Genomic DNA, 25,407 nt, shown 5'->3' with positions numbered 1-25,407 from the left:
ACGATGGAAAAGACCGCCTGCCCCTACGCCTTGGACCTCACGGGTCAGGACCACATGGGGGAGGCCGCGCTGCTGCGCGCCCAGGGCCCCGCGGTCCGGGTGGAGTTGCCCGGAGGAGTGCTCGCCTGGGCCGTCGTACGGCAGAGGTACGTGGAGCGGCTGCTGACCGACCCGCGTGTCTCGCGCAGCGCCCGGCTGCACTGGCCGCCGTTCATCGAGGGGAAGATAACCGAGGAGTGGCCCCTCTACCCATGGGTGGCGAACGAGAACATGCTGTTCGCCTACGGGGAGCACCACACCCGGCTGCGTCGCCTCGTGGCCGGAGCGTTCACCGCGCGGCGGTCCGAGGCACTGCGGCCGCGCGTGCAGGAGCTGTCGGCCGAACTGCTCGGCGAACTGGCCGCCCTCCCGCCCGGTACGGTCGTCGACCTGCGCACCGCGTACGCGGAGGTGCTGCCGCTGCGGGTCATCTGCGAGCTGTTCGGTGTCCCGCGGGGTGCCGAGACCGACGCCCTGTCCGCTGCGTTGAGCACGGTGTTCAGCTCCACCGTCACCGGTGCGGAGATGGAGGCCGCGCGGCTGGAGGCCTTCGGGCGGCTCGCCGCCCTGGTCAAGGCCAAGCGGGAGCGGCCGGGCGACGACCTGACCAGTTCCCTCATCGCGGCCCGCGACGAGGGCGACCGCCTCACCGAGGACGAACTGCTGGGCTCCCTCTTCATGTTCATCGCCGCCGGCCAGGACACCACCGCCACCCTCATCACCAACGCGGCCGGCGCCCTGCTGACCCGGCCCGAGCAGCTCGGGCACCTGCGCGCGGGCCGGGCGACCTGGGCGGACGTGGTCGCCGAGACCATGCGCGTGCACACGCCGGGGGCGTACGCGCCGATGCGGTTCGCCGTCGAGGACATCGATCTCGACGGGGTCAGGATCCGCAAGGGTGACTGCATCCTCGTCAACTTCGCGGCGGGCGGCCACGAGACGGACCGGCACGGGGCGGACGCGGACCGCTTCGACCTGCTGCGGGGCAGCGACCGCGACATCCTCGGCTTCGGTCACGGACCGCATCGCTGCCTCGGCGCGCCGCTCGGCGAGATCGAGGCCGCCTCCGCCCTCTCCCGCCTCTTCGACCTGTTCCCCGGAGTCGAACTGGCCTGCGCGCCACAGGAGTTGGCTCCGCTGCCCACCTTCATGCTGAACGGATACCGCTCGCTGCCCGTGGTGCTGCGTCCGGCGGCGTCCTGAGCGCACGGGCGGGCGCAGTCACCGGAGGTCCGCCGCCCCCGCCGAGGGCGGCGGACCTCCGTGCGTTCACGGGCCCTTCCCGTCCCCGACGGCCAAACCAGACACGCGGTTTGCTCGACGGTACGGCTCGGCCAACAGCCCTGTCGCACGGGGATTTTGAGCATCCGTCGGTGTTTTCTTCCCGCCTCGCCGCCAGGTCTTGCCGCATCGGACCGTCATAAACATACTGAACACGCGGTTAGAGAGGGTCGAGGTGTGGGCCCGTTCACCACGCAGGCCCAGGAGGAGAGCGTCATGGTCAAGCAGGAACGGGCGGCCCGCACCCGGCGGGCCCTCATCCGCGCGGCGGCGGAAGCCTTCGCCCACGACGGATACGCCCGTGCGTCCCTGCCCGCGATCAGCAAGCGCGCCGGAGTGAGCGCCGGTGCCCTGCACTTCCACTTCCCCAGCAAGGACGCCCTCGCCGGTGAGATCGAGAGCGCGGCGGCGCGCACGGTGGAGGAGATGACCGAGCGGTGCCGGTCCACGGACGGCAGCGCGCTCGCGGCGCTGGTGGCCGCGATCCGTCAGCTCGTCGTGGCGTTCGCGGCCGATCCCGTCGTGCGGGCCGGATTCACCCTGAGCGGTGACCCCGCGCGACACGGCGGGGCCACGGTGCTGGAGTCCTTGCACGGCTGGGTGCGTGACCTCGTCGTCCGGGCACAGGAGGCCGGGGAGCTGACGGACGGCCTCTCGCCCGACTGCGTGGCCGGGGCCGTCGTGGCCGCCACGGTCGGCTTCGAGGTGCTCGGCAGCCGGGAGAGGGACTGGCTGTCGCAGGAGCGCATGGTGGAGTTCTGGACCTGCCTGCTGCCCCGGCTGGCGACCGTGCCCGGCGGGGACCTCGCCCGGGTGCCGGCCGCCCGACCGGCGGGCGACCGGGGCACCGAGACCACCCTCGCCGGTCTGTAGCACCGCGCCGCTCCCGCCGGTACGACCGGCTCCCCCGGCGTCGCCCCCGCCCACCGGGTGACGCGTGCCATGACCGGGCCCTGGAACCCGGCCCGTGCACGCCCCGACTCCTGAAGTGCCACGGATCAGCCCCGGGGAACTCGTCGCGACCGTCGAACAGGCCGGGTACACGTCGCGCACGGCGGGGCGTTCGGGACCCTCGCGGTGATGACCGGCCCGGCACACGCCCCGGCCCGTGGCGGCGGCCGACCACACCGGCCTCAGCCCACACGTCGGGGCCAACAGGTCATGAGTTCCCGCCACTTGGTGTGTTCTGGATCACGTGGCACAGTTTGAGTTCCGGGGCGGGGCGCAGTCCGTACCGGGGCATGAAGACGAGTGCCCGGATGCGAAGATGAGGCGCCATGACAGCAGGGTGGTGTTCTCGCACGGTACGGGCCGCGGTGTTCGCGGCCGTGTGCGTGCTGCTCGCCGCCCTGGGCCACGTCCTGATGTCCGGTCAGCACGTGCCGGGTTGGGCACTGGCCGCCGCCCTGGCCGTGACCGGCGCCGCCGGCTGGTCCCTGGCCGGCCGTGAGCGCGGTCTCCCGCTGATCGTGACGGTCGTGGTCGCCGCGCAGACGGTGCTGCACGAGGCGTTCTCGCTCGCCCAGTCGGCGGCCACGGACCCGGCCCCCATGGACATGGGGCCGATGCGCATGGACTCCATGGACATGGGCGCCATGCGGAACATGGACCTGGGCGGCATGGGCGACATGGGCGCCATGGACCACCTGAGCCACATGGACCACATGGGGCACACAGGGCCCTTCATGGGCGGCGGTTCGTCCTCGTTCGGCATGCTCACCGCCCACCTGCTCGCCGCGCTGCTGTGCGGCCTGTGGCTGGCGTACGGCGAGAGGGCCGCGTTCCGCATTCTGCGGGCCGTGGCCGCCCGGCTCGCGGCACCGCTGCGGCTGCTGCTCGCCCTGCCCGTCACGCCCGACCGGCCACGGCCACGCCTGGGCCGCCGGCGCTCGCGGCGCGCGCCGCGTCTGCTGCTTCTCGTCCACTCGATCATCTCGCGGGGTCCGCCCGCCGGGGTCGCTGTCGCCTGACGACAGCCGGTTCCCCGAGGCCGCCGACCGCGCCTCGGGCCTCGGCCGAACGCCCGCGCACACGCCGCACCCCCGCGTGAGCGCCGTACGGCCGTCACCCCACTCACCGGAACGCCGGCGCCCGACCGTGCCCGCCGCCCGGATCCCGGATGACCCGAGAAGGACACCAGGTGATCACTCCTGCTCCGCCCGCCTCGTGCGAAGACCGCGCCACCACCGACCAACCGGTGTCGACCGACGAGTCGATCACCGCGTGGGCCCTCGCGGCCCGCAGCGGCGACCCGCGCGCGGTGGAGCGTTTCGTGCGCGCGCTGCACCGCGACGTCCGGCGTTACGTCGCCCATCTGTGCGCCGACCCCCAGGCCGTGGACGACCTCGCGCAGGACACCTTCCTGCGCGCGCTCGGCAGCCTGCACCGCTTCGAGGGCCGTTCCTCGGCGCGCGCCTGGCTGCTGTCCATCGCGCGCCGGGCGGTCATCGACAGTTACCGGTACGCGGCCGCCCGGCCCCGGCTGTCCGACGTCCCCGACTGGCAGCTGGCCGTGGAACTGGCCCAGCCGTGCGACCTGCCCGGCTTCGACGAGGGCGTCGCCCTGCTCGACCTGCTGGCGGCGCTGCCGGACGAGCGCCGCGAGGCGTTCGTGCTCACGCAGCTGGCCGGACTGCCGTACGCGGAGGCGGCCGAGGCCGGCGGCTGCCCGGTGGGCACGGTCCGCTCCCGCGTGGCACGGGCCCGCGCCACGCTGATCGGCCTCCTGGACGACGCGGAGGGGGCCGTCGTCGTGGCGGCCTGATCGGCGTCCGAGGGTGCCGGTGTCCGCCGAGGCCACCGGCACTCTCGCCGGAACGCCCGACCCGGCCGGAACTCCGGGCGGGTTCGCCCCGACTACTGGACCGGGTGAACACAATCTCGCCCGCGTACCGAGCAGAACCTGGAGACTTTGGATGCGTAGTGGGGTGTGGGGCGGTACCGCCGCCCTCGTGGTGGGCGGCCTGCTGACGGCGGGCTGCGGCGGGGGAGCGGACACGGCGGACGGGAGCGCGGGGAAGGAAGCCCACACCGTCTCCGGTGGCTACCCCGTGTCGGTGACCGACTGCTCGGGCGCCAGGACGACGATCCCCGCAGCGCCGCGGAAGATCGTCACCAGCAACGCAGCCGGCCTGGAGCTGCTGCTCCGCCTCGGCGCGCGCGACAGGGTGATCGGCACCGGCTTCCCGCCCGGCCGTGGCACCCTGCCCGGTGAACTGGACGCACAGGCGCGGAAGGTGAAGGTGCTCAGCCGGAGCGTGATCCCGAAGGAGAAACTCCTCGGCTCCGGCGCCGACCTGTACATCGACACCTTCGCGTCGATGGGCGGCATGGGCGGCGGGGGCATGGGCGACGCCCCGACCGAGGAGGAGTTCAAGGCCGCCGGCATCGAGCACGTCCACCTGAAGTCCACCGCCTGCGCGGCGGGCGGCAAGGGCCCGATGACCGACCTGACCGCGGTCGAGGCCGACATCACCTCCCTCGGAGCGGTCACCGGCACCGGCGCGAAGGCCGAGGAACTCGTCGCCGGGATGCGGCGCAAGGTGGCCGCCGTGCGGAAGGCGGTCGGCGGCACCGCGCGGCCGACCTACTTCTTCTTCGACTACGACGCCGGCACCGGGCAGCCCACCGTCACCTGCGACCGCCAGGTCGCCAACGCGGTGATCACCCTGGCCGGTGCCCGCAACGTCTTCGCCGACTGCCACGGCGACTTCAAGCAGGTCGGCTGGGAGGACGTGATCGCCCGGAATCCGGATTGGATCCAGCTCGGAGTGCGCGACCGGGGCAGCCGCGCGGCGAACGAGAAGGCGTTCGACGAGGCGGAGCGTTGGCTGAGGTCCAACCCGGCCACCAAGGGCCTGAAGGCGGTGCGGGAGGGCCACTTCGTGCGCGTCGGCTCGGAGCGGACCACCATCGCCGGGGTGGCGAACGCCGACACGGTCGAGGCGATCGCCAAGGCCCTCCACCCGGGCAAGGTCGGCTGACCGTGCTCTCCACACCGACCGCGCGTGAGGCCCCGGCCGCACACGGCCTGCGCGCGGGACCGTTCGCGGCGGTCCTCGCCCTGGCCCTGCTGGCCGCGCTGACCGCGGCCGTCGCCCTGGGCTCGACGTCCGTACCGCCCGCGGAGGTTTGGAGCGTGGTCTGGCGCCGGCTGTCCGGCGAGGCGCCGCGACCGGGCACCGACGACCTCATCGTGTGGCAACTGCGCATCCCCCGCGCCCTGCTCGCCGCCCTCGTCGGCGCCGGCCTCGGCCTCCTCGGCACGGCGGTGCAGGCCCTGGTGCGCAACCCGCTGGCCGACCCGTACCTGCTCGGCATCTCCAACGGCGCCTCGCTCGGCGCGGTCGTCGCGCTCGTGCTCGGACTCTCGGCGGGCGGCGCGCTCGGCCTCGGACTGTCCGGCGCCGCCTTCGCCGGAGCGCTGGCCACCTTCGCACTCGTGTGGGCGGTGGCCCGGCGCGGCGGCGGGTTCGCCCCGCTGCGGCTGGTGCTGGCCGGGGTGGCGATCGGCCAGTTCCTGTCCGGCTTCACCAGCTACCTGGTGCTGCGGGCCGGGGACGAGCAGCAGACGCACAGCGTGCTGTTCTGGCTCATGGGAAGCCTCGGCGGGGCGAGCTGGCACCTGCTCGCGGTGCCCGCGCTGACCGTGCCGGCCGCCCTCGTGTGGCTCCAGGCGCGCGCCCGGGCGCTGAACGCCCTGCTGATGGGCGACGAGACGGCCGCCGGGCTCGGCATCGACGTCGGCCGCCTGCGCCGCGAGCTGTTCACCGTGACCAGCGTGCTGACCGGCGTCCTGGTGGCGGTCTCCGGCGCGATCGCCTTCGTCGCGCTGATGGTGCCGCACGTGTGCCGGCTGCTCGTCGGCGGCGACCACCGGCGCCTGCTGCCCCTCTCCGCGCTGTGCGGGGCCCTGCTGCTGGTGGTGGTCGACATCGCCTGCCGCACGGCCATGGACACCCAGGAGCTGCCGGTCGGCGTGGTGACGTCACTGCTCGGGGCTCCGGCCCTGCTGTATCTGCTGGACCGGCGCCTGGGGAGCGGCAGTTGAGGATCGACATCGAGGACCTGCACGTCGCCTACGCCGGGCGTACGGTCGTCGCGGGAGCCGGGCTCGTCGCGGCCGAGGGCGAGATCACGGGGCTGGTCGGCCCGAACGGCAGCGGCAAGTCGACGCTGCTGCGCACCGTCTACCGGCATCTCCGGCCCACCGCCGGGCGCGTACTGCTGGCCGGCACCGACCTGCGTGACCTGACCCCGGTCCGGTCGGCCCGCCGTGTGGCGGCCCTGCCGCAGGAGCGCGGCGGCGACTTCGAGCTGAGCGTGCGCGAGGTCGTCGCCATGGGCCGTACGCCCTACAAGCGGGCCTTCGCCGGGGAGGACGCGACCGACCGTGACATCGTCGCGCGGGCGCTGGCCGACGTCGGCATGGTGGAGCACGCCCACCGCAGGTTCACGGCCCTGTCGGGCGGCGAGCGCCAACGGGTGCTGCTGGCCCGCGCGTTCACCCAGGGCTCGGACGTGCTGGTGCTGGACGAGCCGACCAACCACCTCGACATCCGGCACCAGGTCGAGCTGCTCGCCCTGCTGCGCGGCCGGCGCCGTACGACCCTGGTGTCGCTGCACGACCTCAACGCGGCCGCCTCCGTGTGCGACCGGCTGCACGTGCTGCACGCCGGAGCCGTGGTCGCCTCGGGGCGGCCGCGCGACGTCCTCACCCCGGAGCTGATGGCCGAGGTGTTCGGCGTACGGGCGGCCGTGGTCGACCACCCCCTCACCGGGGACCCGCTGATCGCGTTCGACCACCGGGACCCGGCCGCGGCCGGGAACTCACCGCCCCTCGCGCCCGACTTGTGGGACGGGGCCGCCGACCGGCGGTCCACCCACGACGACGGAAGGCGGAAGGGTGACACACGACGGGTCCGGCCCGGAACAGCCCGGCGACATACCCGGCGGTGAGGACCGGTGGGTGCTGGTCGGGCTCGCCGGCCTGCTGGCGTTCGTGGCGATGCTCGACATGAACATCGTCAACGTGGCCCTCGCGGACATCGCCGACGGCCTGCGGGTGTCCGCGGCGACCGCCCAGTGGGCCGTGCTCGGCTACCAACTTCCGGTGGTGGCACTGCTGTTGCCCGCCGGGCGGTGGCTGGACGGCGTGGGCATGCGCTCGGCCGTGCTCACCGCGACGGCGGGCTTCGGCCTGTGCAGCGCGCTCGCGGCCCTCGCCCCCTGGGCGGCCTGGCTGATCGCCGCCCGGCTCGCCCAGGGCGCCTTCGCCGCCGTGCTGTTCGTCCTGATGCCGGTCCTCGCCGTCCGCTCCGTGGGGCCCCGGGCGCGCGGGCGGGCGATGAGCGTGCCCGCGACCCTCGGCCCGCTCGGCGCGGTCGCCGGACCCGCCGTGGGCGGCCTGCTGCTGGACCACTTCGGCTGGCACTCCGTCTTTCTCGTCAAGCTCCCGTTCTGCGCGCTCGCCCTCGCGATCGCGTGGCGGGCGATGCCGCGGGACGGCGGCCTGCTCCCACCCGGCCGGCGGGCCCTCGCGGACGCGTTGCCGGTCGCGGCCGGGGTGACGCTGCTCCTGCTGGCGCTCACCCTGGCGGCGGACGCCCCGGCGTGGCTGCTGCTCGCGGCCGCCGCCGTACCGCCGGTGTGGTGGTGGCTGCGCGCTCCCGGCGGCCGCCCGGTGGCCGGCGTGCTGCGGGCCTCGGGGCTGCTGCGGGCGCACGGCGCCGTCCTGGCTCTCGCGACCGGATTCGCGGCCCTGCACTACCTCGTCGCCCTGCACCTGCGACGCGACGACGGCGTCAGCGCCACCACGACCGGACTCACGGTCCTCGCCTTCCCGCTCGCCATGGGCCTGGCCGGATCGCTCGGCGGCCGCCTGGCCGACCTCTCCCTCACCCGGCCGCGCACGCTCGCCGGTAGCCCCGGTAGCCCCGGTAGCCCCGGTAGCCCCGGTAGCCCCGGTAGCCCCGGTAGCCCCGGTAGCCCCGGTGGAGCCCGGCGGGTGGCGGTGGCCGGGGCCGCCCTCACCGCGGCCGGTCTGCTGCTGTTCGTGCCGCTGGGCGGTGACTGGTCGCCCGGTGAGGTGGCCTGGCGCTTGGCGCTGGCCGGCCTCGGCATGGGCCTGAACGGCGGCCCCACCCAGGCCCTGGTCATGAATGCCGCCCCGCCCGACCGGACGGCCACCGTCGGGTCCACGGTGCAGCTCGCCCGCGGCCTCGGCTTCGCCCTCGGGCCCGCACTGGCCACCGCCGCCTGGTCCCTGTCCGGGGCGCGGGCCGGGCTGTGCCTGGCCGCCGGCGCCGCCTGTCTCGCCGTACCCCTGCTCGCGGTGCCCGGCCGACGTCCCGCCGTCGCCCCCGCGAAGACCGACGACCTCATCTCCCCCTGATCCAGGAGCTGTTCCCATGTGCGGAATCACCGGCTGGGCGTCCTTCCACGGCGACGCCCGGACCCGGACCCCGGTCATCGAGGCCATGACCGCCGCCCTCGCACCGCGCGGTCCCGACGCCGGAGGCGTCCGGGTCGGCGAGCGTGCCGCGATCGGCCACCGCCGGCTGGCCGTCATCGACCTCGAAGGCGGCGTCCAGCCGATGACCGACCGCCCCGGCGAGCCGACGCTCGTGCTCGGTTACAGCGGCGAGGTCTACAACCACCACCGGCTCCGCGCCGAGCTGCGCGGCAGAGGGCACTTCTTCCGCACCCGCAGCGACACCGAGGTGGTGCTGCGGGCCTACGCCGAATGGGGCGAGGCGGTGGCCGAGCACCTGGAGGGCATGTTCGCGTTCGCCGTCTGGGACGAGCGCGAGCAGCGGCTGCTGCTCGTGCGGGACAGGCTCGGCGTCAAGCCCCTGTTCTGGGCCGCCGTGGACGGTGGCCTGGCCTTCGCCTCCGAACCGAAGGCGCTCTTCGCCCACCCGGAGATCCGGCCCAGAGTGGACGCCGACGGACTGCGGGAGGCATACAGCCTGGTGTTCGGCACCGGACCGACGCTGTGGTCCGGCGTACGTGAGGTCGAGCCCGGCGGGTTGCTCGTCCTGGACCGGGACGGCATCCGCGAGCGCCGCTACTGGCAGCTGGAGGCCGCGCCCCACACCGACGACCGGGCCACCACCGTCGAGCGGATCCGCGAGTTGGTCGGCTCGGCCGCGCGGAGTCAACTGGAGGCCGACGTCCCGCTGTGCAGCCTGCTCTCCGGAGGCATCGACTCCACCGTCCTGACCGCCCTGATCGCCGACGCGCTCCGGCTGCGCGAGGGCCCGCAGGCACGGATCCGCTCCCACGCCGTCGACTACAGCGACCAGGCCGAGCGGTTCACCGGGGACGTCCTGCGCACCGGCCACGACACCCCGTTCGCCGTCGAGGCCGGCGCCTTCATCGGCACCGACCACAGCACGGTCGTCCTCGACCCGCGCGCGCTCCTCGACCCCGCGCACCGCACGGCGGTGGTGGTCGCCCGGGACTCGCCGATCGGCGTCGGCGACATGGACACCTCGCTCTACCTGCTGTTCGGCGAGATACGCCGGCACTCCACCGTCGCCCTGTCCGGCGAGGCCGCCGACGAGGTCTTCGGCGGCTACCCCTGGTTCCACAACCCCGAGGCCCTGGCCGCCGGCACCTTCCCCTGGCTGCTGGTGACGGGCGACGAGGCCGCGATGCCGCTGAACCCCGAACTCGACCTGCGCATCGCCGAGTTCCACGACGACACCTACCGCACCGCCCTGGCCGCCGTACCCCACCTGGACGGCGAGACGCCCGCCGAGCACCGGCAGCGGGAGCTGCAGCACCTGTCTCTGACCCGCTGGCTGCGCCAACTCTTGCACCGCAAAGACCGGTTGAGCATGGCCCAGGGCTTGGAGGTGCGCGTGCCGTACTGCGACCACCGACTCGTCGAGTACGCCTTCACCGTCCCGTGGGCGCTGAAGAGCTTCGACGGCAGGGAGAAGAGCCTGCTGCGCGCCGCGGGCGCCCGACTCGCCCCCGACTCCGTACTGCACCGGCCCAAGAACCACTACCCGGCCACCCACCACCCCGACTACAACCGTGGCCTGCAGAACCTGGCCCGCGAAGCGCTCGCCACCGAGCAGGTCCGCGCCCTCGCCGACGAGACCCGCATCAAGCCGTGCCTCGACACCCCGCCGGACCGGCTGCGCTGGGGCCACCGGCTGCGGCTGGAGCGCGTCGTCGACCTCGCCCTCTGGCTGGACCACCACCGTCCCGAACTCGCCCTCTGAGGAGCCCTCATGACGACTCTCCCCGAACCGGTCCCACTGCTGGGCTGCCCCTACAAGAGCGACCCCTACCCCCTCTACGAGCGCATGCGCGGGGCCGGCCCGGTCCACCGCGTCCTCTTCCCCAGCGGTGTTCGGGCCTGGCTGGTGACCGGTTACGACGCCGCGCACACCGCGCTCAACGACGACCGCCTCGGCAAGGACCACGAGCGGGGCAACGACCGCTGGCGTGCCCGCGCTTCGATCATGCCCGAGCCGCAGCACTCACAGCTTCAGGTCCACCTCCTCCACCAGGACCCGCCGAAGCACACCCGCATGCGCCGCCTGGTCACCGACGCCTTCACCCCGCGCCGCGTCGAGAGCCTGCGCCCCCGGTTCCAGGAACTCGCGGACGTGCTCGTGGACGCACTGCCCGAGACCGGTCCCGTGGACCTCGTCGGCGGCTTCGCCGCCCTCTTCCCCTTCCGGGTGCTCGCCGAAGTCATCGGCCTGCCAAAGGAGTTGGCGGACCGCTTCGACCGCGACTGGGGCAAGGTCGTCCAGCCGGTCGGTCCGACCGACCCCGGACGGCCGACGTACGAGGCCAGACTGCACGGCCTGCAGAGCTACATCGCCGACGTCGTCGCCCACAAGCGCGCGCACGGCGACGACGACCTGCTCGGCCGCCTGGTCATGGCCCGTGACCGGCGTGAACTTTCCCAGGAGGAACTGGACTCGATGATCTTCCAGCTCCTCGTCGCGGGCCAGGAACCCGTCACCAACCAGATCACCACCGCCCTGATCGCCCTCTTCCGCCACCCCGACCAGCTCGGTCGTCTGCGTGGCGATCCGGAGCTGCTGCCCCGCGCGGTCGAGGAACTCCTGCGCTACGACAGCGCCTTCGAGCTGACCACCTGGCGCTTCTTCGGCCAGGACAGCGAGCTGCACGGCACGAGGATTCCGGCCGGCGACTCCGTGATCGTCTCCCTGTGCGCCGCCAACCGCGACCCGCGCCGCTTCCCCGCCCCCGACACCCTCGACCTCGAGCGCAACCCCAATCCCCATCTCGCCTTCGGCCACGGCATCCACTTCTGCCCCGGCGCCGCCCTGGCCCGTTCCGAACTCGGCATCGCCCTCGGCACCCTCCTCGCCCGGCTGCCCGGCCTGCGCCTCGCCGTCGCGGACGAGGACCTCGTCTGGACCCCGGCCGTCCTCGGCCGCGGCACCCTCCATCTGCCCGTCGGCTACGACCGACGCCTCTGACCCCGGCCGTCAGGCCATCCGGCCGTCAGGCCATCCGGCCGTCAGGCCATCCGGCCGTCAGGCCATCCGGCCATCCGGCCATCCGGCCGTCAGGCCATCCGGCCGTCAGGCCATCCGGCCATCCGGCCATCCGGTCATCCGGCCGTCAGGCCGTCAGGCCGTCAGGCCGTCAGGCCATCCGGCCATCCGGCCATCCGGCCATCCGGCCATCCGGCCATCCGGCCATCCGGCCATCCGGCCGTCAGGCCGTCAGGCCATCCGGCCGTCCGGACCCGGGCCCGACACCATTCCCGGCCCTGACGGTCCCCCGGGGCCGCCCCCCCGACCCACCGCCGCGCCGGGCGACCGCCACGGCGCCATGCCCGCCCGCCCGCCCGCTTCACGGAGGAACCACATGCTGCTGACGACCGCCCCGCCCACCCGTACCAGCACCGCGATCCTGAACCTGCTGCTGCCCCACCACCGCACGGCCGGCCACGCTCCCGCCCCCGCCGGGGCGTTCCCGCACCAGCGGCGCCGGATCGCCGCCTTCGTGCGCGACGGCGCACCCGTCGAGTTCACCCTGCCGGGCTTCCCCTGCAAGTCGCCGAACCCGGCCAAGGTCCTCAGCCACCTGCCCGACCAGGCGGAGCGCCTGTCCCTGCGCTTCCTGAACACCCTGTGCACTGCCATCGAGCGGGTCTACCCGCCCGGCGCCCGGGTGGTCGTCTGCTCCGACGGCCATGTCTTCGGCGACCTCGTCCGCGTCCCCGACGGGCACGTCGACGCGTACGCCGACGAACTGCGCCTGCTGGTGAGAGACCTGTCCCTCGACAGGCTGTCCTTCTTCGACCTGCGCGATGTCTTCGGCGCTCTTCCGTACGACGCCCAACGCACCCGGGTCCACGAGCGGTACGCCCCGACGGTCGAGGCCCTGCGCGCGCTCGTCCGGTCCGACGAACCCACCCGCGCCCTCTACCGTGGCATCACCCGCTTCCTGGTCGAGGACACGGCGGATTTCCCCGGCACCCGCTCAGCCCTGCAGCGGGAGTGCCGGCAACGTGCCTACGGCGTCATCCAGCGCAGCCGTGCCTGGGGTGCCCTGGTCGCCGAACACCACCCCCGTGCGGTGCGTCTGTCCATCCATCCCCAGCCCGTCGGCGCCGCCAAGTTCGGCATCCGGCTGCTCGACGCCCCGGACACCTGGACCACCCCCTGGCACTCGGCCGCCCTGCGCCGCACCGACGGCAGCTGGACCCTCATGCCCCGCGCCGCGGCCGCGCGGGCGGGCCGTCTGGTCCACCGCGGCGACCGGCCGAGTCACTTCGAGCAGCGCCGGCCCCGCTTGCCCTAGCGTGGCGATCATGACTGGCGAGAGAGATTTGCGGACACTGCTGAGCGGCATGCGCCCGGAGCTGAACCCCGGCCGTTATGTGTTCACCACCGTCGAGGGGAGCGTGCCCTCCGGGGTGGACCCGGTCGTGACGGTCGCCGAGCGGGAGGGGCTGACGGTGGTCGCCCGGATGGAGGAGGCGGACGCGGCGGGGATGGCGTACGACTACGTCGCCGGCTGGATCACCCTGCGGGTCCACTCCGCTCTGGAGGCGGTGGGGCTGACCGCCGCGGTCGCGCGGGAACTCGCCGACGCGGGCCTGAGCTGCAACGTCGTGGCCGGATTCCATCACGACCACCTCTTCGTGCCGTACGAGCACGCCGACCGGGCGGTGGCCGTCCTGGAGGGTCTGTCGGGACGCTCCGCCTGAGCCCGGGCACGAGACGCGCCACCGGGGGTACCCGGCGGACATGGCGAAGCTGCATCTTCCAGGTCACAAGGATCACCACGGCGGCGACGAGGCGCAGGCGCGCGCGGTACCGGCGCCGGAGGAGGCGGGGCCCGGCCCCGACGTCGAGCGGCGGGCACCCGACGGGCCGACCAAACTGCCCAGACAGGCCTGGGGCAAGATCCTCAAGGGCTCGCTGCGCGAGTTCAAGAAGGACGAGCTGACCGACCGGGCCGCGGCGCTGACCTACTACACCGTGCTGTCCCTCTTCCCGGCGCTGCTCGTGCTGGTGTCCCTGCTGGGCATCACCGGGAAGTCCACCACGGACAGGGTGCTGAACAACCTCAAGCACCTCGCGCCCGGACCGGCCCGCGACATCCTGACCCGGGCGGTGGAGCAGCTGCAGGGCAGCGCGGGCACCGGTTCGGTCCTCGCCGTCGTCGGTGTCGTGCTCGCGGTCTGGTCGGCCTCCGGCTACGTCGCCGCGTTCATCCGCGCCGCCAACGCGGTCTACGACGTCCCCGAGGGACGCCCGGTGTGGAAGATCCTGCCGGTGCGCCTCGGCGTCACGGTCGTGCTGATGGTCCTCGCCGTGATCAGCGCGCTGATCGTGGTGTTCACCGGCGGGATCGCGCGGCAGGCCGGGCAGGCGATCGGCATGGGGGACGCCGCGCTGACGGCGTGGGGGATCGCGAAGTGGCCGGTCCTGGTCCTGCTCGTCACGGTGATGATCGGGATCCTGTACTGGGCCACCCCGAACGCCAAGGTGAAGGGCTTCCGCTGGATCACCGCGGGCAGTTTCCTGGCCCTGCTGGTCTGGATGATCGCATCGGCCGGATTCGCGTTGTACGTCGCCGGGTTCGCCTCCTACAACAAGACCTACGGCACCATGGCCGGCGTCATCGTCTTCCTCATCTGGCTGTGGATCAGCAACCTGGCGATCCTGCTGGGTCTGGAGTTCGACGCGGAGACCATGCGGCAGCGGGCGATCGCCGGCGGGTATCCGGCCGAGGCGGAGCCGTACGTCGAGCCGCGCGACACGCGCGCCTGGGACGAGGAGGACGTGCGCCGCCTCGACCAGGAGTGACCGCTCCGGGCCGGCCGGCCCACGCCCGGCCGCGCCGGCGGTCTCACGACGGGCCGGCCGGCCTCGCGGTTCCGTCGCCGGACCGGGCGGCGGCGGCCAGGTCCGGCTGGAGCCGCCGGGCAGCGTTGAGGTGGTCGACGGTCCAGATGATGCGTACGGCCGTGTCGGAGGCCCGTCCGTTCTCGTCGCGCAGGTCGTGACGGACCGAGTCGACCAGGACCGCGTCCGCAGCGGGACTGCGCGGCAGCGGCTCCCGGACGGCGGAGTGACCGGCGAGGCTCACGGCCAGGTCCCGGTACCAGCCGGACACCCGGCCCGCCGCGCCCAGCAGCACCAGTCGGGCCTCGGCGCGGTCCGTGCCCGAGTGCAGCTCGGCCGCGCGCTGCCACAGCCCGAGCACCGCGTCCGCGGCGAGCCGCAGGCCGACGATGCCGGTGACCAGCGTGGCCTGGTTCGCCAGGGGAACGGGTTTGGCGCCGCGTTCGGCCAGAAAGCTCCGGAAGGCGTCGTCCAGCCTGCGCGCGGCGGCGGCCGCCTCGCGCCCCTCCGCCAGCGGAGCGTCCGCCGCCGTGGGCCGGGCACCGCAGCGGCCCACGGCGTACTCGACCGCGCCGGCCAGATAGCGGGCGCTGCCGGTGTACGCGTCGGCGAGTGCCCGGTCCATGGCGGCCGCGGCGCCACGCGGCCAGAAGAACAGACCCACGAGCACGCTGACGGCACATCCGATGCCGATGTCCTGGATCCGCAGCAGCACGATGTGCCAGTCGGGGTTCTGGCCGATGTTGAACAGGATCACCAGCGTGATGGTGAAGGCCGCCTGACCCGCGGCGAAGGACACGGCGGCCGGTGCGATGCCGGCGATCAGCACCGCGACGGGCAGCAGGAACCACAGCGCGGTTCCGTGGTGGCCGATGAGCTGCAGCAGCCCGGCGCCGATGACGGATCCGACGAGGGTTCCGCCGAGCGCGCGCACCGCGTTCTGCCCGGTGCTCAAGGCGTTCGAACGCAGCACCGACAGGGTTCCGAGCAGCACCCAGAACGAGCGCTGAACACCGGTCAGTTCGACCAGGGTGACCGCGATGCCCAGACCGACCGCGCCCCGGAGGCTGTTGTGCAGCCACACCGAGCCGGGCCGCAGGTGGGCGACGGCCCGCTCGCGCGCAGCGGCCAGCGGCTGCGCCGGCGCGCCCGGTTCCAGACCGAGCAGCCGCTCGGGCCAGCTGCGTCGCTCCGCCGCTGCCGCCAGGTCCACGTTGCCCGCGATCTGTTGGGTCGCGAAGCCCAGTTCCTGGGCGCGGAAGGACAGGTCTAGGGTCGCGATGAAGGCGCGGACCTCCGGCTCCGTGCTCGGACCGGGCAGGTGCACCGGAAGCAGGGCGGTGGCGCCGCGTTCCATGCGGTTGAGGGCCGTGCGCAACCGTGCCGTCTCCGTGCGCAGCGCGTCGGGAGAGGCGCGCGGCGCGTCCAGCAGGTCGGCGGTCCGCTCCAGCACCGTCGCGGCCTGCAGCCGTACCGCGCGGGCCGCGGGATCGCAGCGCGGGTGGCCGTCCGGCGGGGGAGCGCTGTCCGCGACGATCGTGCTGAGCCAGGTCAGCTCGTCGACCAGCCGTACCAGGGCACGCGAGCCGCTGGACAGTCCCGTGGGCCGGTAGGGGGTCCTCTCGAAGGCGCTGCGCAGGGCGGCCGCGGCGGCGGCGGTCCCGTCGGCGGCCACCTTGCACGCGTGGACGCTCGGAGCGTCGCCGTCGTCCCCCAGCCGGGACGCGTCGGCGCGCAGCTGTGCCGCGGCTGCGCGGCAGACCCCGGCGGCGGGCGCGCTCAGCGGATCCGCGGCGGGGCGGGGCCACAGCAGCGAGACGGCGAGCAGGGCGGCGGCGGAGGCGAGGCCCGCGCCGGCGAGCCGCTCGGGCAGCTGGGACAGCGGCGCGGGCGTGGTCACCGGCAGTACGAAGGCGAGCAGCAGCGCGGTCGACGCCCCGGCCAGCACGGAGCTGACGACCCCCGAGAACAGCACGGTGAAGACGACCACGACCGTGGCGGCGATCGCCAGCCAGCTCGCTTGGGACGCGAAGGTGCCGAGACAGATGAGCACCAGCCAGGCCGCGGCGAGGCCCAGATGGGCGCGCAGCCGCTGCACCATCGGCCCGGTGAACTCGACCAGCAGCAGCATGGAGAAGGAGCCGAACGCCGCGTACGTCGCCATCGGCGGTGAACGGAAGACCTGACCGCACAGGGCGAACAGCGCCGGCATCACCAGGGCGGTGCGGGCCGCCCTGCGGGTGGCGGCCAGCTCGGGGTCGTTCTCCCGCAGCCATGCCGGGATCCTCCCCAGCAGGGCGAAGCCAGCTGCTGCCCGCATCCGCGACCTTCCGTCCGGGAGTGCCCGTGCGTCGACCGATGTACCGAGTATCCGTCGCCCGCCTCCGGGGCGTCGAGATCGTACGGACCGGACCGGCCGGCGTCGTGCATCCGGGCCCGGGGGAGGGGAACTCGCTCACCCATGCACATCGATCTCACAGGACGCACCGCCCTGGTCACCGGCTCGACCCAGGGCATCGGTGCCGCCGTCGCGGCCGGCCTCGCCCGGGCCGGCGCACGCGTGGCGGTCAACGGACGCGACGAGCGGCGCGTGGCCGACAGCGTCGCCGCGCCGGCGAAGGAGGTGCCCGGAGCGGAGCTGGTGCCGGTGGCCGCGGACGGATGGCGCGGGCACTGCCGCAGGTGGACGTCCTCGTCAACAACCTCGGCATCTTCGGTGCCGCCGACCCGTTGGAGATCACCGACGCGGAGTGGCGGCGCTACTTCGAGGTCAACGTCCTGGCCGCCGTACGGATGACCAGGCTGTATCTGCCCGGCATGGTCGAACGCGGCTGGGGGCGCGTGCAGTACGTCGCCAGCGACTCGGCGGTGGTCATCCCGGCGGAGATGATCCACTACGGGATGTCGAAGACCGCGCTGCTCGCGGTGAGCCGCGGATTCGCCAAGAAGGCGGCGGGCACCGGGGTGACGGTGAACTCCGTCATCGCCGGGCCCACCCACACGGGCGGGGTCGAGGACTTCGTGTACGAACTCGTCGACCGGGACCTGCCCTGGGACGAGGCCCAGCGTGCCTTCATGCGCCGGCACCGCCCGCAGTCCCTGCTGCAGCGGCTGATCGAGCCCGAGGAGATCGCCCACATGGTCGTCTACCTCAGCTCCGAGCAGGCGTCGGCCACGACCGGGGGAGCGCTGCGCGTCGACGGCGGGTACGTCGACTCGATCCTGCCCTAGGTGTATTGATCACGAGCGTTGTTGACGCCAGTCGGTCGGTTCGCGCGCCACCAGGTGACCGGAAGGGTCCTCGGGCCGCGGATGAGTCCCTCGCGCTGGAACTCGACCTTCGTCGGCGGGCACCGCCGGCCGGATGCCGGGGAACCGGTCGAGCACGGCCCTGATCATGACCTCGGCCTCCGTCCGGGCCATCAGCGCGGCCAGGCAGAAGTGGGGGCCGTGACCGAAGGCGAGGTGCCCGGCACCCTCCCGGCCTGAGGGCCGGCGGTGCCTGGACGGGGGCAGCATGTGTGTCGGCGCCACTGCGGATGCCGTTGGAGTATGGGTCTCCCCCATGGCCGTGGCGGCGAGCGGGGGCCAACCATGTGCGTCATGCGCCCCAGTCGACGAAGCACCCTCCTGTCCGCCGCCCTGCTCGCAGCCACGGCGGTCACGCCCGCGACCGCGGCCCGGGCCGACGGTTCCCGCGGCCGGCGCCGGATCACGGTCCCCGGTGCCGCACTGCAGCAGATCTCCCGCCACGACGACCTGACGACCAGCGCCCTCACCGGCACGCCCTACACCGATGCGGCGGACTGGGCCGGACTCGCCGCCCGGGGCACCCGCAACCCCACCGGCGTGCCCGGCCTGCAGATCGACGGCTACTTCCCCGGCTCCTCGCGTCTCAACACCCTGCACGGCTGGAACCACGACGCCCAGTTCGTCATCCGGCTGCCCGAGCACTGGAACGGCAAGCTGGTCGTCACCGGCGCCCCCGGCGTCCGCAAGCAGTACTCGATGGACACCCTCGTCTCCGACTGGGTGCTGGCCCAGGGCTACGCGTTCGCCGCCACCGACAAGGGCAACACCGGCCCGGACTTCTACACCGACGGCGACCGTCCCGGCGACGCCCTCCTCGAATGGCACCGGCGCACCACGCAGCTGACCAGGGCGGCCAAGGCGGTCGTGGCGCAGCACTACGGACACGCCCCGCGCCGCACCTACATGACAGGGATCTCCAACAGCGGCTACCTCACCCGCTGGCAGCTGGAGAACCACCCGGAGCTCTACGACGGCGGTGTCGACTGGGAGGGCCCGCTGTGGCGGCCCGACGGCCCGAACCTGCTCACCTTCCTGCCCACCGCCGTCGCCCGGCAGCTCGGGCGGGCCGACGACGAGGACATGTACGCGGCTGGCTTCGCGCGCGGCTCGGAGTTCCTGTGGCCGTACCACGAGAAGGTGTACTGGGGCCTCACACAGAAGACCTACCGCGCCGAGCTCGACCCCGGCTACGACCCGGCCTGCCCCGGCGCCTCGGCCGGCACCACCGCCGAGGAGATCCTCGCCCCCTGCCCCTCCGACGCCGCGTACGACTACGCCGCACGGCCACGCCGGGTCCACGACGTGGTCTCCCGGATCTCGCTCACCGGCCGCATCGGCAAACCGATGATCACCCTGCACGGCACTCTGGACGCGCTGCTGCCCATCGCCGTCCAGTCCGACGCCTACGTGCGGATGATCGCCGAGCGGGGCCGGTCCGGGCTGCACCGCTACTACCGGATCGAGGGCGGCACCCACGTCGACAGCCTCTACGACACCTACCCGGACCGGCTGCGGCCGATCCTGCCCTGCTACCGGGCCGCCTTCACCGCGCTGACCGCTTGGGTGGAGCGCCACGTGGAACCCCCGGCGAGCGGCACGGTCCCCCGGCCGCTCTCCGGTGATCTGGTCAACACGGGCTCCCTGACCTGAGCGTCGTCAGCGGGCGCCGGCGGTCACCCGCGCCAGGATCTCCTCGGCGACGGCGAGCGCCTCGGCGCGGTCCTCGGGGACGAGACCGATCCGGGTGCGCCGGTCCAGGAGGTCCGCCGCGTCGAGGGCGCCTTCGTGCAGGGCGGCCCACAGGAGTTCGGCGCGGGAGACCGGATGCCCCGGCAGGACCGGCTCGGCGAGGGCCGGATCCCGCTCCGCCAGGGCCTGCACGGCCGGGGCCTCGGTGCCGTGGCGGCGGACCAGGCGGCGCGGCGCGGGCAGGGTGCGCAGCCGGTCGGGTGCGGCGGCGCCGGCCAGCGGCAGGTCGGCGGTGGGGGAGGGGCGCGCGGCCAGGCCCCGGGCCTCGGCGGCGGCGTCCACGGCGTCCTGCGCCATCCGCCGGTAGGTGGTGAGCTTGCCCCCGACGATGGTGGTGACGCCGTCGGGCGAGGTCAGCACCGCGTGCCGGCGCGAGATGTCGGAGGTGCGGGCCGGCGTCTCGCCCGGGCCGTCGTGCCCGGTGGTGTCCAGCAGGGGGCGCAGCCCGGCGAAGGCGCCGACGACCTCGTCCCGGCGTACCGGTGCGTCCAGGACGGATCCGAGCACGTCCAGCAGGAAGCCGATGTCGGTCTCGGGGACCTCCGGCACGTCGGGGATCGCCCCGTCGACCGGTTCGTCGGTGAGGCCGACGTAGACCCTGCCGTCCCCCTGGGGCAGCACCAGGACGAAGCGGTTGGTCTCGCCCGGGATCGGGATGTGCAGGCCGGCCGGCAGGGTGCCGAGCCGCTCCGAGCGCAGGACCAGATGCGTGCCGCGCGAGGGCCGTATGCGTATGCCGTCGACGAGGTCACCCGCCCACACCCCGGTGGCGTTGATCACGGCGCGGGCCCGGATCTCGCCCTCCTCGCCGGTGAGTTCGTCACGGACGCGGGCACCGGTCCCCGTCAGCTCCAGCACCCGGAGCCGGGTCAGCACCCGGGCGCCGTGCGCGGCGGCGGTCCTCGCCAGGGCCGTCACCAGCCGGGCGTCGTCGGTGACCCGGCCGTCCCAGGACAGCAGACCGCCACGCAGCCCCCCTGCGCGCACCGAGGGCGCCAGGTGCCGGGCCTCCGTCACCGACAGCCGGCGAGGGGCGGGCAGGACCTGGCGCGGGGTCCGCGCGGCCAGCCGCAGCATGTCGCCGGCCCGGAACCCGGCCCAGGCCAGCGAGGCCTGAGCCCGGGACACCAGCGGGGTCAGGGGCAGCACGAACGGCTGCGCGGCCACCAGGTGCGGGGCGGTGCGGGTCATCAGCACCCCGCGTTCGACCGCGCTCTCGTGGGCGACGTCGAACTGCGCCGAGGCGAGATAGCGCAGCCCTCCGTGGATGAGCTTGGAACTCCAGCGGGAGGTGCCGAAGGCCAGGTCGTGGGCGTCGACGGCGACGACGTCCAGGCCGCGGGCGGCCGCGTCCAGGGCGGCCCCGGCACCGGTGGCGCCGAGGCCGACGACCAGGACGTCGGCCACCCTGCCGTCCGTGGCCTCGGCCAGTTCCCGGGTGCGGCGACCCGCGCTGAGGGACGAGCCGGGTAGTGCCTCGGTGTGGCTCATGGCGTCAGGGTCCTCTCCAGAAGGGTGCGCAGCTCGCCGAGGAAGGCCGGGGAGTCCAGCTCGGGGTCGTCCTCGTCGGTCATCGTGCGCAGGGACAGGGTGAAGGACTGCACGATCAGCAGCAGGGCGCGGGCCTGCCGCTCGGTGTGGGCGGTGCGCACCGAGCCGTCCGCGTGCCCCTCGCGCAGCGCGTCGGCCAGCAGCGCCAGCAGCGCCTCCTGGCTCGCTCCGCGCCGGTCGAGCATGTAGGGCAGCAGCAGTTCGGGATCGACGTCGACGATCTTGTGGAAGAGCGGGTGGGCGCGGAACGCCTCCACCCCCGCCACCAGCCCCGCCACGAGCCGGGTGCGCGTGTCCGTGCCGGTCGTGGGCTCCGGTATCGCGCGGGTGGCCACGCCGATCCACTCACGGGTCATCAGATCGCCCACGAGGGTGCGCAGGTCGGGCCAGCGCCGGTACAGCGTCATCCGGGAGACGCCGGCGCGGCGGGCCACGTCGGCGAGCGTGGTGCGGCGGACCCCGACGGCCAGCACACAGTCGCGCACCGCGTCGAGTACGTGATCGTTGCCGGAACCGTCTGGGCCGTTGTGACGAATAGGCGTCATGTGTCACAGTGTAACGCCCCGGGGGCCGGGCGGAGACGACGCCGCGCGAACCGAGCACACCGACCTGTGAGGACGACCCTTCGATGGACATGCTGTGGAACGGCTGGGGCGACCCGGCCAAGGCGGCACCGCTGCCCGACGCGGTGACCGGACTGCTGCGCGACCTGCTCGGCGTCAAACCCCGCACCGCGCCGGCGCTCGCCCTGGAGGACGTCCGTCTGCCCGAGCCCACGGCCGACCCGGCGGCCCTGAAGGCCCTCGCCCAGGCCGTCGGCGGCGACGAAAGCGTCCGTACGGACGCCGAGAGCCGCATCCGGCACACCCGCGGCAAGTCCACCCCCGACCTGCTGCGCCTGCGCGCCGGTGACGCCTCCGACGTGCCGCAGGCAGTGGTCCTGCCCGCCACCCACGACGACGTCCTCGCCGTGCTGAAGGCCTGCGCGGCCCACGGCCTGGCCGTTGTCCCCTTCGGCGGCGGCACCTCCGTCGTGGGCGGACTCGCCCCCGAGCGGCGCGCCTTCGTCGCCCTGGACCTGCGTCGCATGAACGGCCTGCTCCACCTCGACCCGGTCTCCCGCACCGCGGTCCTCCAGCCCGGACTGCGCGCCCCCGACGCCGAGGCCCTGCTCGCCGAACAGGGCTTCACCCTCGGCCACTTCCCGCAGTCCTTCGAGTGGGCCACCATCGGAGGCTTCGCCGCCGCCCGCTCCAGCGGACAGGCCTCCGCCGGATACGGCCGCTTCGACGAGATGGTGCTCGGCCTCACCCTCGCCACCCCCGAGGGAACCATCGACACGGGCCGCGCCCCGCGCTCCGCCGCGGGACCCGACCTGCGCCAGCTGATCCTCGGATCCGAGGGCGCCTTCGGCGTCATCACCTCCGTCACCGTACGGATCCGCCCCCTGCCCGAGGTGCGCCTCTACGAGGGCTGGCGGTTCGCCTCCTTCGAGGAGGGAGCAGCCGCCCTGCGCCGGCTCGCCCAGGACGGGCCCCGGCCGACCGTGCTGCGTCTGTCCGACGAGACCGAGACCCTCATCGGCCTCGCCCAACCGGACGCCATCGGCGACGGACTGGCCCAGGGCGCCGCCGGATGCCTGGCGATCACCGGCTACGAGGGCACGGCCGAGGACACCGCGTGGCGCCGTGAGCAGGCGGCGGCCGTACTGAGCGCCTGCGGCGGCACCCCGGTCGGAGCCGAACCCGGCGAACGCTGGGCACACGGCCGCTACTCCGCGCCCTACCTGCGCGACGCCCTGCTCGACGTGGGAGCCTTCGCCGAGACGCTGGAGACCGCCGCTTTCTGGTCCCGCATCCCCGACCTGTACACCGCGGTCCGCACCGCCCTGACCGACACCCTCACCGGGGCCGGCACCCCGCCGTTGGTGATGTGCCACATCTCCCACGTGTACGAGAACGGCGCCTCGCTCTACTTCACCGTCGTCAGTGCCCAGGGCGAGGACCCCGTCGCACACTGGACACCGGCCAAGCACGCCGCCAACGACGCCGTGCTCGCCGCCGGCGGAACCATCACCCACCACCACGGGGTGGGCACCGACCACCGCGACTGGTACGTCAGGGAGGCCGGACCGCTCGGCGTCGAGGCCCTGCGCGCCGTCAAGCGCCGGCTGGACCCCGACGGAGTCCTCAACCCCGGCGTCCTGCTGCCCACCGACTGACCCACCCGCCCGGCCGTCCCGCCCCAACCGTCACCGCCCGGAGGCACACCGATGCGACAGTTCACAGCCGTCGTCAACCCGACCGCGGGCGACGCGACCGGGGCGGCGACGCTGCTCCACGTGGCCCGCCTGCTCCGCGAGGCCGGGGCCGAGCTCGAGACGGAGTACAGCAGCAGTCTCGCGCACGCCCAGGACATCGCCCGGCAGGCCGGGCAGCGCGGCCGGGTGGTCCTGGCGGTGGGCGGCGACGGCATGGCCGGCGGCGTCGGCGGAGCGCTCAGCGGCACCGGCACCGTCCTCGGCCTGGTGCCCGCCGGACGGGGCAACGACTTCGCCCGCGCCCTGGACCTGCCCGGCGACCCCGCCGCACTCGCCGACATCCTGCTGCACGCGGAGCCCCGGCTCGTCGACACCATCGAGGTCGAATCGGCCGTCCACCGGCGCACCGTGGTCCTGGGCAGCGTGTACGCCGGGGTCGACGCCCTCGCCAACCGGCACGCCAACCACGCCCGGCTGCTGCGCGGCGCCGCCTCCTACTACGCGGGCGGCCTGCGCGCCGTGACCACGTGGCGGCCGGCGGACTACCGCGTGACCGTCGACGGCGAGGAACACACCCACCGCGGCTACACCGTCGTGGCCGCCAACTCCCCCTACTACGGCTCCGGTCGGCAGATCGCCCCCGGTGCACGGGTCGACGACGGACTCCTCGACGTCGTCATGATCCGCGAGGCGCCGCGCCGGCTGTTCTTCGCCCTGATGAACGAGCTGAAGACGGGCGCCCACGTGCACCGCCCCGAAGTACGGATCCTGCGCGGCAAGGAACTCCGCATCGAGGCCTCCCGCCCCGTCCCCTACGGAGCCGACGGCGAGGTGGAGGCCACCTTGCCGGTGACGGTCCGGGTGCGGCCCGCCGACCTGCCCGTGCTGTGCCGTCCGGCCGCGGCCGGCCCCGGCGAACAGCACGGGGGGCGCGAGAGCTGACACCACCGGACGGCCGTCGCGACGCGGACCGCTCCGTCAGGTCCGCGTCTCCGCCTCCCACCGGTCGGGTCCCACACCGCGCCAGTCGATGAGCGGTGAGTCGGCCACGTCCTCCGGCTCGATCTCCAGCCCGGCCCGGCGCAGGAACTCGACCAGGTCACGCACGCTGTGGGCCAGACCGAGGATCTCGCCGTCCACCCGCACCCGCCGGCCACCGGTCGGGGACGGCAGTTGCACGATCACGGGGCGCTTGCCGGTCATGGCTCCAGGGTCGGCCGAATCGGGCGGCGGCGCATCCGAGAGGGGCGCGCCGCCCCTCCCCGACGCCCGCCGGACGATCCGCCGCGTGGTCGGGCCGGTGCCGCCCGGGCACTCGGCGGTGACGGCAGAGCGGACAGAGCCCCCGCGAGGGCGGGTCGGCGGTTCCGGCGCCCTGGCCAGGGCCGCTGATCCGGCGTCTGTCCACGCGTGGGGGAGGGCTCAGCTGCGGACGGCGCGTCGAGGAGGCGGACCGCGTAGAACGCCAGGTCGAACACTTCGCGCCCGGTTCCCGGTCCCGTATCCGCGCCTGGCGCATCCTCGCGCCCCCACTCCGCAGGCGCTCGACGGCAACCTCCTCGACGGCGCCGGCAACGGCGGCACGGCCGCCGTTCACCAGCAGCTCGAATTCCGCCCGGTACCGGGAACCGGACGCCCCGATACCCCCGTGCCGGGCCTCTTCCCGGCCTCCGCCGGCGCCCACCCCGGCGGCGGTGCGCACGGTGTACCCGGTGCGAACGCCGCGCGGGCCGCGCGGCGCGGGCACCTGGTCCCCGTCCTGGCTCGCGCCCAGCGCGTCCTCGCCCGCCGCGACCGGACCGGCCGCAGGCGCTGACCCCCGTCCGGGCACCGACTGCATCCGGCCACCCGGCG

Annotated in this window: 20 protein-coding genes and 2 pseudogenes; 18 read left to right on the top strand and 4 right to left on the bottom strand. The window is 74.1% G+C overall.

From position 1 onward, the window contains the following. The first annotated feature begins 3 nt into the window (after positions 1-3). The 13 genes from AC07CM_RS27450 to AC07CM_RS27390 all read left to right on the top strand — a co-directional run bounded on the left by AC07CM_RS27450 (position 4) and on the right by AC07CM_RS27390 (position 14,642). The gene (locus AC07CM_RS27450) at positions 4-1,242 is read left to right on the top strand and encodes a cytochrome P450 family protein (RefSeq protein ID WP_478879101.1); all 1,239 of its coding nucleotides are present in this window, start codon (positions 4-6) and stop codon (positions 1,240-1,242) included. Between the two features lie 294 nt (positions 1,243-1,536). After that, on the top strand, positions 1,537-2,193 hold the full coding sequence (locus tag AC07CM_RS27445) for a ScbR family autoregulator-binding transcription factor (protein WP_478879100.1): 657 nt from the start codon (positions 1,537-1,539) through the stop codon (positions 2,191-2,193). Positions 2,194-2,597: 404 nt separating this feature from the next. Beyond that, the gene (locus AC07CM_RS27440) at positions 2,598-3,290 is read left to right on the top strand and encodes a hypothetical protein (protein WP_478879099.1); all 693 of its coding nucleotides are present in this window, start codon (positions 2,598-2,600) and stop codon (positions 3,288-3,290) included. Between the two features lie 170 nt (positions 3,291-3,460). Then, on the top strand, positions 3,461-4,084 hold the full coding sequence (locus tag AC07CM_RS27435) for a sigma-70 family RNA polymerase sigma factor (RefSeq protein WP_478879098.1): 624 nt from the start codon (positions 3,461-3,463) through the stop codon (positions 4,082-4,084). Positions 4,085-4,235: 151 nt separating this feature from the next. After that, positions 4,236-5,303, top strand: coding sequence for an ABC transporter substrate-binding protein (locus AC07CM_RS27430; RefSeq protein WP_478879097.1), 1,068 nt, complete (start codon positions 4,236-4,238; stop codon positions 5,301-5,303). A 2-nt stretch (positions 5,304-5,305) separates the two neighbouring features. Beyond that, positions 5,306-6,370, top strand: a complete 1,065-nt coding sequence (locus AC07CM_RS27425) for a FecCD family ABC transporter permease (protein WP_478879096.1) — start codon at positions 5,306-5,308, stop codon at positions 6,368-6,370. Then, positions 6,367-7,278, top strand: coding sequence for an ABC transporter ATP-binding protein (locus tag AC07CM_RS27420; protein ID WP_478879095.1), 912 nt, complete (start codon positions 6,367-6,369; stop codon positions 7,276-7,278). The genes AC07CM_RS27425 and AC07CM_RS27420 overlap by 4 nt, the downstream gene beginning before the upstream one ends. Continuing rightward, positions 7,226-8,713: an MFS transporter gene (locus AC07CM_RS27415; RefSeq protein ID WP_478879094.1), complete on the top strand. Its 1,488-nt coding sequence runs from the start codon at positions 7,226-7,228 to the stop codon at positions 8,711-8,713. Before AC07CM_RS27420 ends, AC07CM_RS27415 begins: the two co-directional genes overlap by 53 nt. Positions 8,714-8,729: 16 nt before the next feature. Next, the gene (gene asnB / locus AC07CM_RS27410) at positions 8,730-10,556 is read left to right on the top strand and encodes an asparagine synthase (glutamine-hydrolyzing) (RefSeq protein WP_478879093.1); all 1,827 of its coding nucleotides are present in this window, start codon (positions 8,730-8,732) and stop codon (positions 10,554-10,556) included. A gap of 9 nt (positions 10,557-10,565) precedes the next feature. Beyond that, on the top strand, positions 10,566-11,795 hold the full coding sequence (locus AC07CM_RS27405) for a cytochrome P450 family protein (RefSeq protein ID WP_478879092.1): 1,230 nt from the start codon (positions 10,566-10,568) through the stop codon (positions 11,793-11,795). A gap of 394 nt (positions 11,796-12,189) precedes the next feature. Further along, entirely contained in the window at positions 12,190-13,128 is a 939-nt protein-coding gene (locus AC07CM_RS27400; protein ID WP_478879091.1) for an L-tyrosine/L-tryptophan isonitrile synthase family protein, read from the top strand. Between the two features lie 10 nt (positions 13,129-13,138). Continuing rightward, complete coding sequence (locus AC07CM_RS27395) at positions 13,139-13,537, top strand: ACT domain-containing protein (RefSeq protein WP_478879090.1); 399 nt, start codon at positions 13,139-13,141, stop codon at positions 13,535-13,537. 40 nt (positions 13,538-13,577) lie between these two features. After that, positions 13,578-14,642, top strand: a complete 1,065-nt coding sequence (locus tag AC07CM_RS27390; RefSeq protein ID WP_478879089.1) for a YihY/virulence factor BrkB family protein — start codon at positions 13,578-13,580, stop codon at positions 14,640-14,642. 43 nt (positions 14,643-14,685) lie between these two features. On the opposite strand, the gene AC07CM_RS27385 is transcribed toward AC07CM_RS27390, so the two are convergent. Continuing rightward, complete coding sequence (locus AC07CM_RS27385; RefSeq protein WP_478879187.1) at positions 14,686-16,038, bottom strand: FUSC family protein; 1,353 nt, start codon at positions 16,036-16,038, stop codon at positions 14,686-14,688. Positions 16,039-17,142: 1,104 nt separating this feature from the next. Between AC07CM_RS27385 and AC07CM_RS27380 the strand changes: the two are divergent. Together AC07CM_RS27380 and AC07CM_RS27375 are read left to right on the top strand one after the other, a co-directional pair. After that, positions 17,143-17,912, top strand: a pseudogene (locus AC07CM_RS27380) (SDR family NAD(P)-dependent oxidoreductase). A 372-nt stretch (positions 17,913-18,284) separates the two neighbouring features. Beyond that, positions 18,285-19,643, top strand: coding sequence for a tannase/feruloyl esterase family alpha/beta hydrolase (locus AC07CM_RS27375; protein WP_478879088.1), 1,359 nt, complete (start codon positions 18,285-18,287; stop codon positions 19,641-19,643). 6 nt (positions 19,644-19,649) lie between these two features. Here the strand turns inward: AC07CM_RS27375 and AC07CM_RS27370 are convergent, their stop codons facing one another. Both AC07CM_RS27370 and AC07CM_RS27365 read right to left on the bottom strand, forming a co-directional pair. After that, positions 19,650-21,233 (bottom strand): glycerol-3-phosphate dehydrogenase/oxidase, encoded by a 1,584-nt coding sequence (locus tag AC07CM_RS27370; protein ID WP_478879087.1) that lies wholly within the window; start codon positions 21,231-21,233, stop codon positions 19,650-19,652. Next, a complete protein-coding gene (locus tag AC07CM_RS27365; RefSeq protein ID WP_478879086.1) occupies positions 21,230-21,838 on the bottom strand; it encodes a TetR/AcrR family transcriptional regulator in 609 nt (202 codons plus the stop codon). Before AC07CM_RS27365 ends, AC07CM_RS27370 begins: the two co-directional genes overlap by 4 nt. A gap of 83 nt (positions 21,839-21,921) precedes the next feature. On the opposite strand from AC07CM_RS27365, the gene AC07CM_RS27360 reads away from it, so the two are divergent. Together AC07CM_RS27360 and AC07CM_RS27355 are read left to right on the top strand one after the other, a co-directional pair. Then, the gene (locus tag AC07CM_RS27360; RefSeq protein ID WP_478879085.1) at positions 21,922-23,514 is read left to right on the top strand and encodes an FAD-binding oxidoreductase; all 1,593 of its coding nucleotides are present in this window, start codon (positions 21,922-21,924) and stop codon (positions 23,512-23,514) included. Between the two features lie 51 nt (positions 23,515-23,565). Further along, a complete protein-coding gene (locus tag AC07CM_RS27355; RefSeq protein ID WP_478879084.1) occupies positions 23,566-24,495 on the top strand; it encodes a YegS/Rv2252/BmrU family lipid kinase in 930 nt (309 codons plus the stop codon). 36 nt (positions 24,496-24,531) lie between these two features. Here the strand turns inward: AC07CM_RS27355 and AC07CM_RS27350 are convergent, their stop codons facing one another. Further along, a complete protein-coding gene (locus AC07CM_RS27350) occupies positions 24,532-24,756 on the bottom strand; it encodes a hypothetical protein (protein ID WP_478879083.1) in 225 nt (74 codons plus the stop codon). 242 nt (positions 24,757-24,998) lie between these two features. Between AC07CM_RS27350 and AC07CM_RS27345 the strand changes: the two are divergent. Continuing rightward, a pseudogene (locus AC07CM_RS27345) lies at positions 24,999-25,369 on the top strand (NAD(P)/FAD-dependent oxidoreductase); the annotation flags it as partial. Between the last annotated feature and the right edge of the window lie 38 nt (positions 25,370-25,407).

It is taken from the genome of Streptomyces sp. NPDC044061, assembly GCF_056434305.1.
This window is presented reverse-complemented; position numbering and strand designations above follow the sequence as displayed.

Bases quoted from the DNA above. Each gene is read 5' to 3' on its own strand.
- AC07CM_RS27450 (WP_478879101.1), top strand. From the start codon at position 4: ATGGAAAAGACCGCCTGCCCCTACGCCTTGGACCTCACGGGTCAGGAC.
- AC07CM_RS27445 (WP_478879100.1), top strand. From the start codon at position 1,537: ATGGTCAAGCAGGAACGGGCGGCCCGCACCCGGCGGGCCCTCATCCGC.
- AC07CM_RS27440 (WP_478879099.1), top strand. From the start codon at position 2,598: ATGACAGCAGGGTGGTGTTCTCGCACGGTACGGGCCGCGGTGTTCGCG.
- AC07CM_RS27430 (WP_478879097.1), top strand. From the start codon at position 4,236: ATGCGTAGTGGGGTGTGGGGCGGTACCGCCGCCCTCGTGGTGGGCGGC.
- asnB (WP_478879093.1), top strand. From the start codon at position 8,730: ATGTGCGGAATCACCGGCTGGGCGTCCTTCCACGGCGACGCCCGGACC.
- AC07CM_RS27405 (WP_478879092.1), top strand. From the start codon at position 10,566: ATGACGACTCTCCCCGAACCGGTCCCACTGCTGGGCTGCCCCTACAAG.
- AC07CM_RS27400 (WP_478879091.1), top strand. From the start codon at position 12,190: ATGCTGCTGACGACCGCCCCGCCCACCCGTACCAGCACCGCGATCCTG.
- AC07CM_RS27395 (WP_478879090.1), top strand. From the start codon at position 13,139: ATGACTGGCGAGAGAGATTTGCGGACACTGCTGAGCGGCATGCGCCCG.
- AC07CM_RS27390 (WP_478879089.1), top strand. From the start codon at position 13,578: ATGGCGAAGCTGCATCTTCCAGGTCACAAGGATCACCACGGCGGCGAC.
- AC07CM_RS27385 (WP_478879187.1), bottom strand. From the start codon at position 16,038: ATGGAACGCGGCGCCACCGCCCTGCTTCCGGTGCACCTGCCCGGTCCG.
- AC07CM_RS27375 (WP_478879088.1), top strand. From the start codon at position 18,285: ATGCGCCCCAGTCGACGAAGCACCCTCCTGTCCGCCGCCCTGCTCGCA.
- AC07CM_RS27370 (WP_478879087.1), bottom strand. From the start codon at position 21,233: ATGAGCCACACCGAGGCACTACCCGGCTCGTCCCTCAGCGCGGGTCGC.
- AC07CM_RS27365 (WP_478879086.1), bottom strand. From the start codon at position 21,838: ATGACGCCTATTCGTCACAACGGCCCAGACGGTTCCGGCAACGATCAC.
- AC07CM_RS27360 (WP_478879085.1), top strand. From the start codon at position 21,922: ATGGACATGCTGTGGAACGGCTGGGGCGACCCGGCCAAGGCGGCACCG.
- AC07CM_RS27355 (WP_478879084.1), top strand. From the start codon at position 23,566: ATGCGACAGTTCACAGCCGTCGTCAACCCGACCGCGGGCGACGCGACC.
- AC07CM_RS27350 (WP_478879083.1), bottom strand. From the start codon at position 24,756: ATGACCGGCAAGCGCCCCGTGATCGTGCAACTGCCGTCCCCGACCGGT.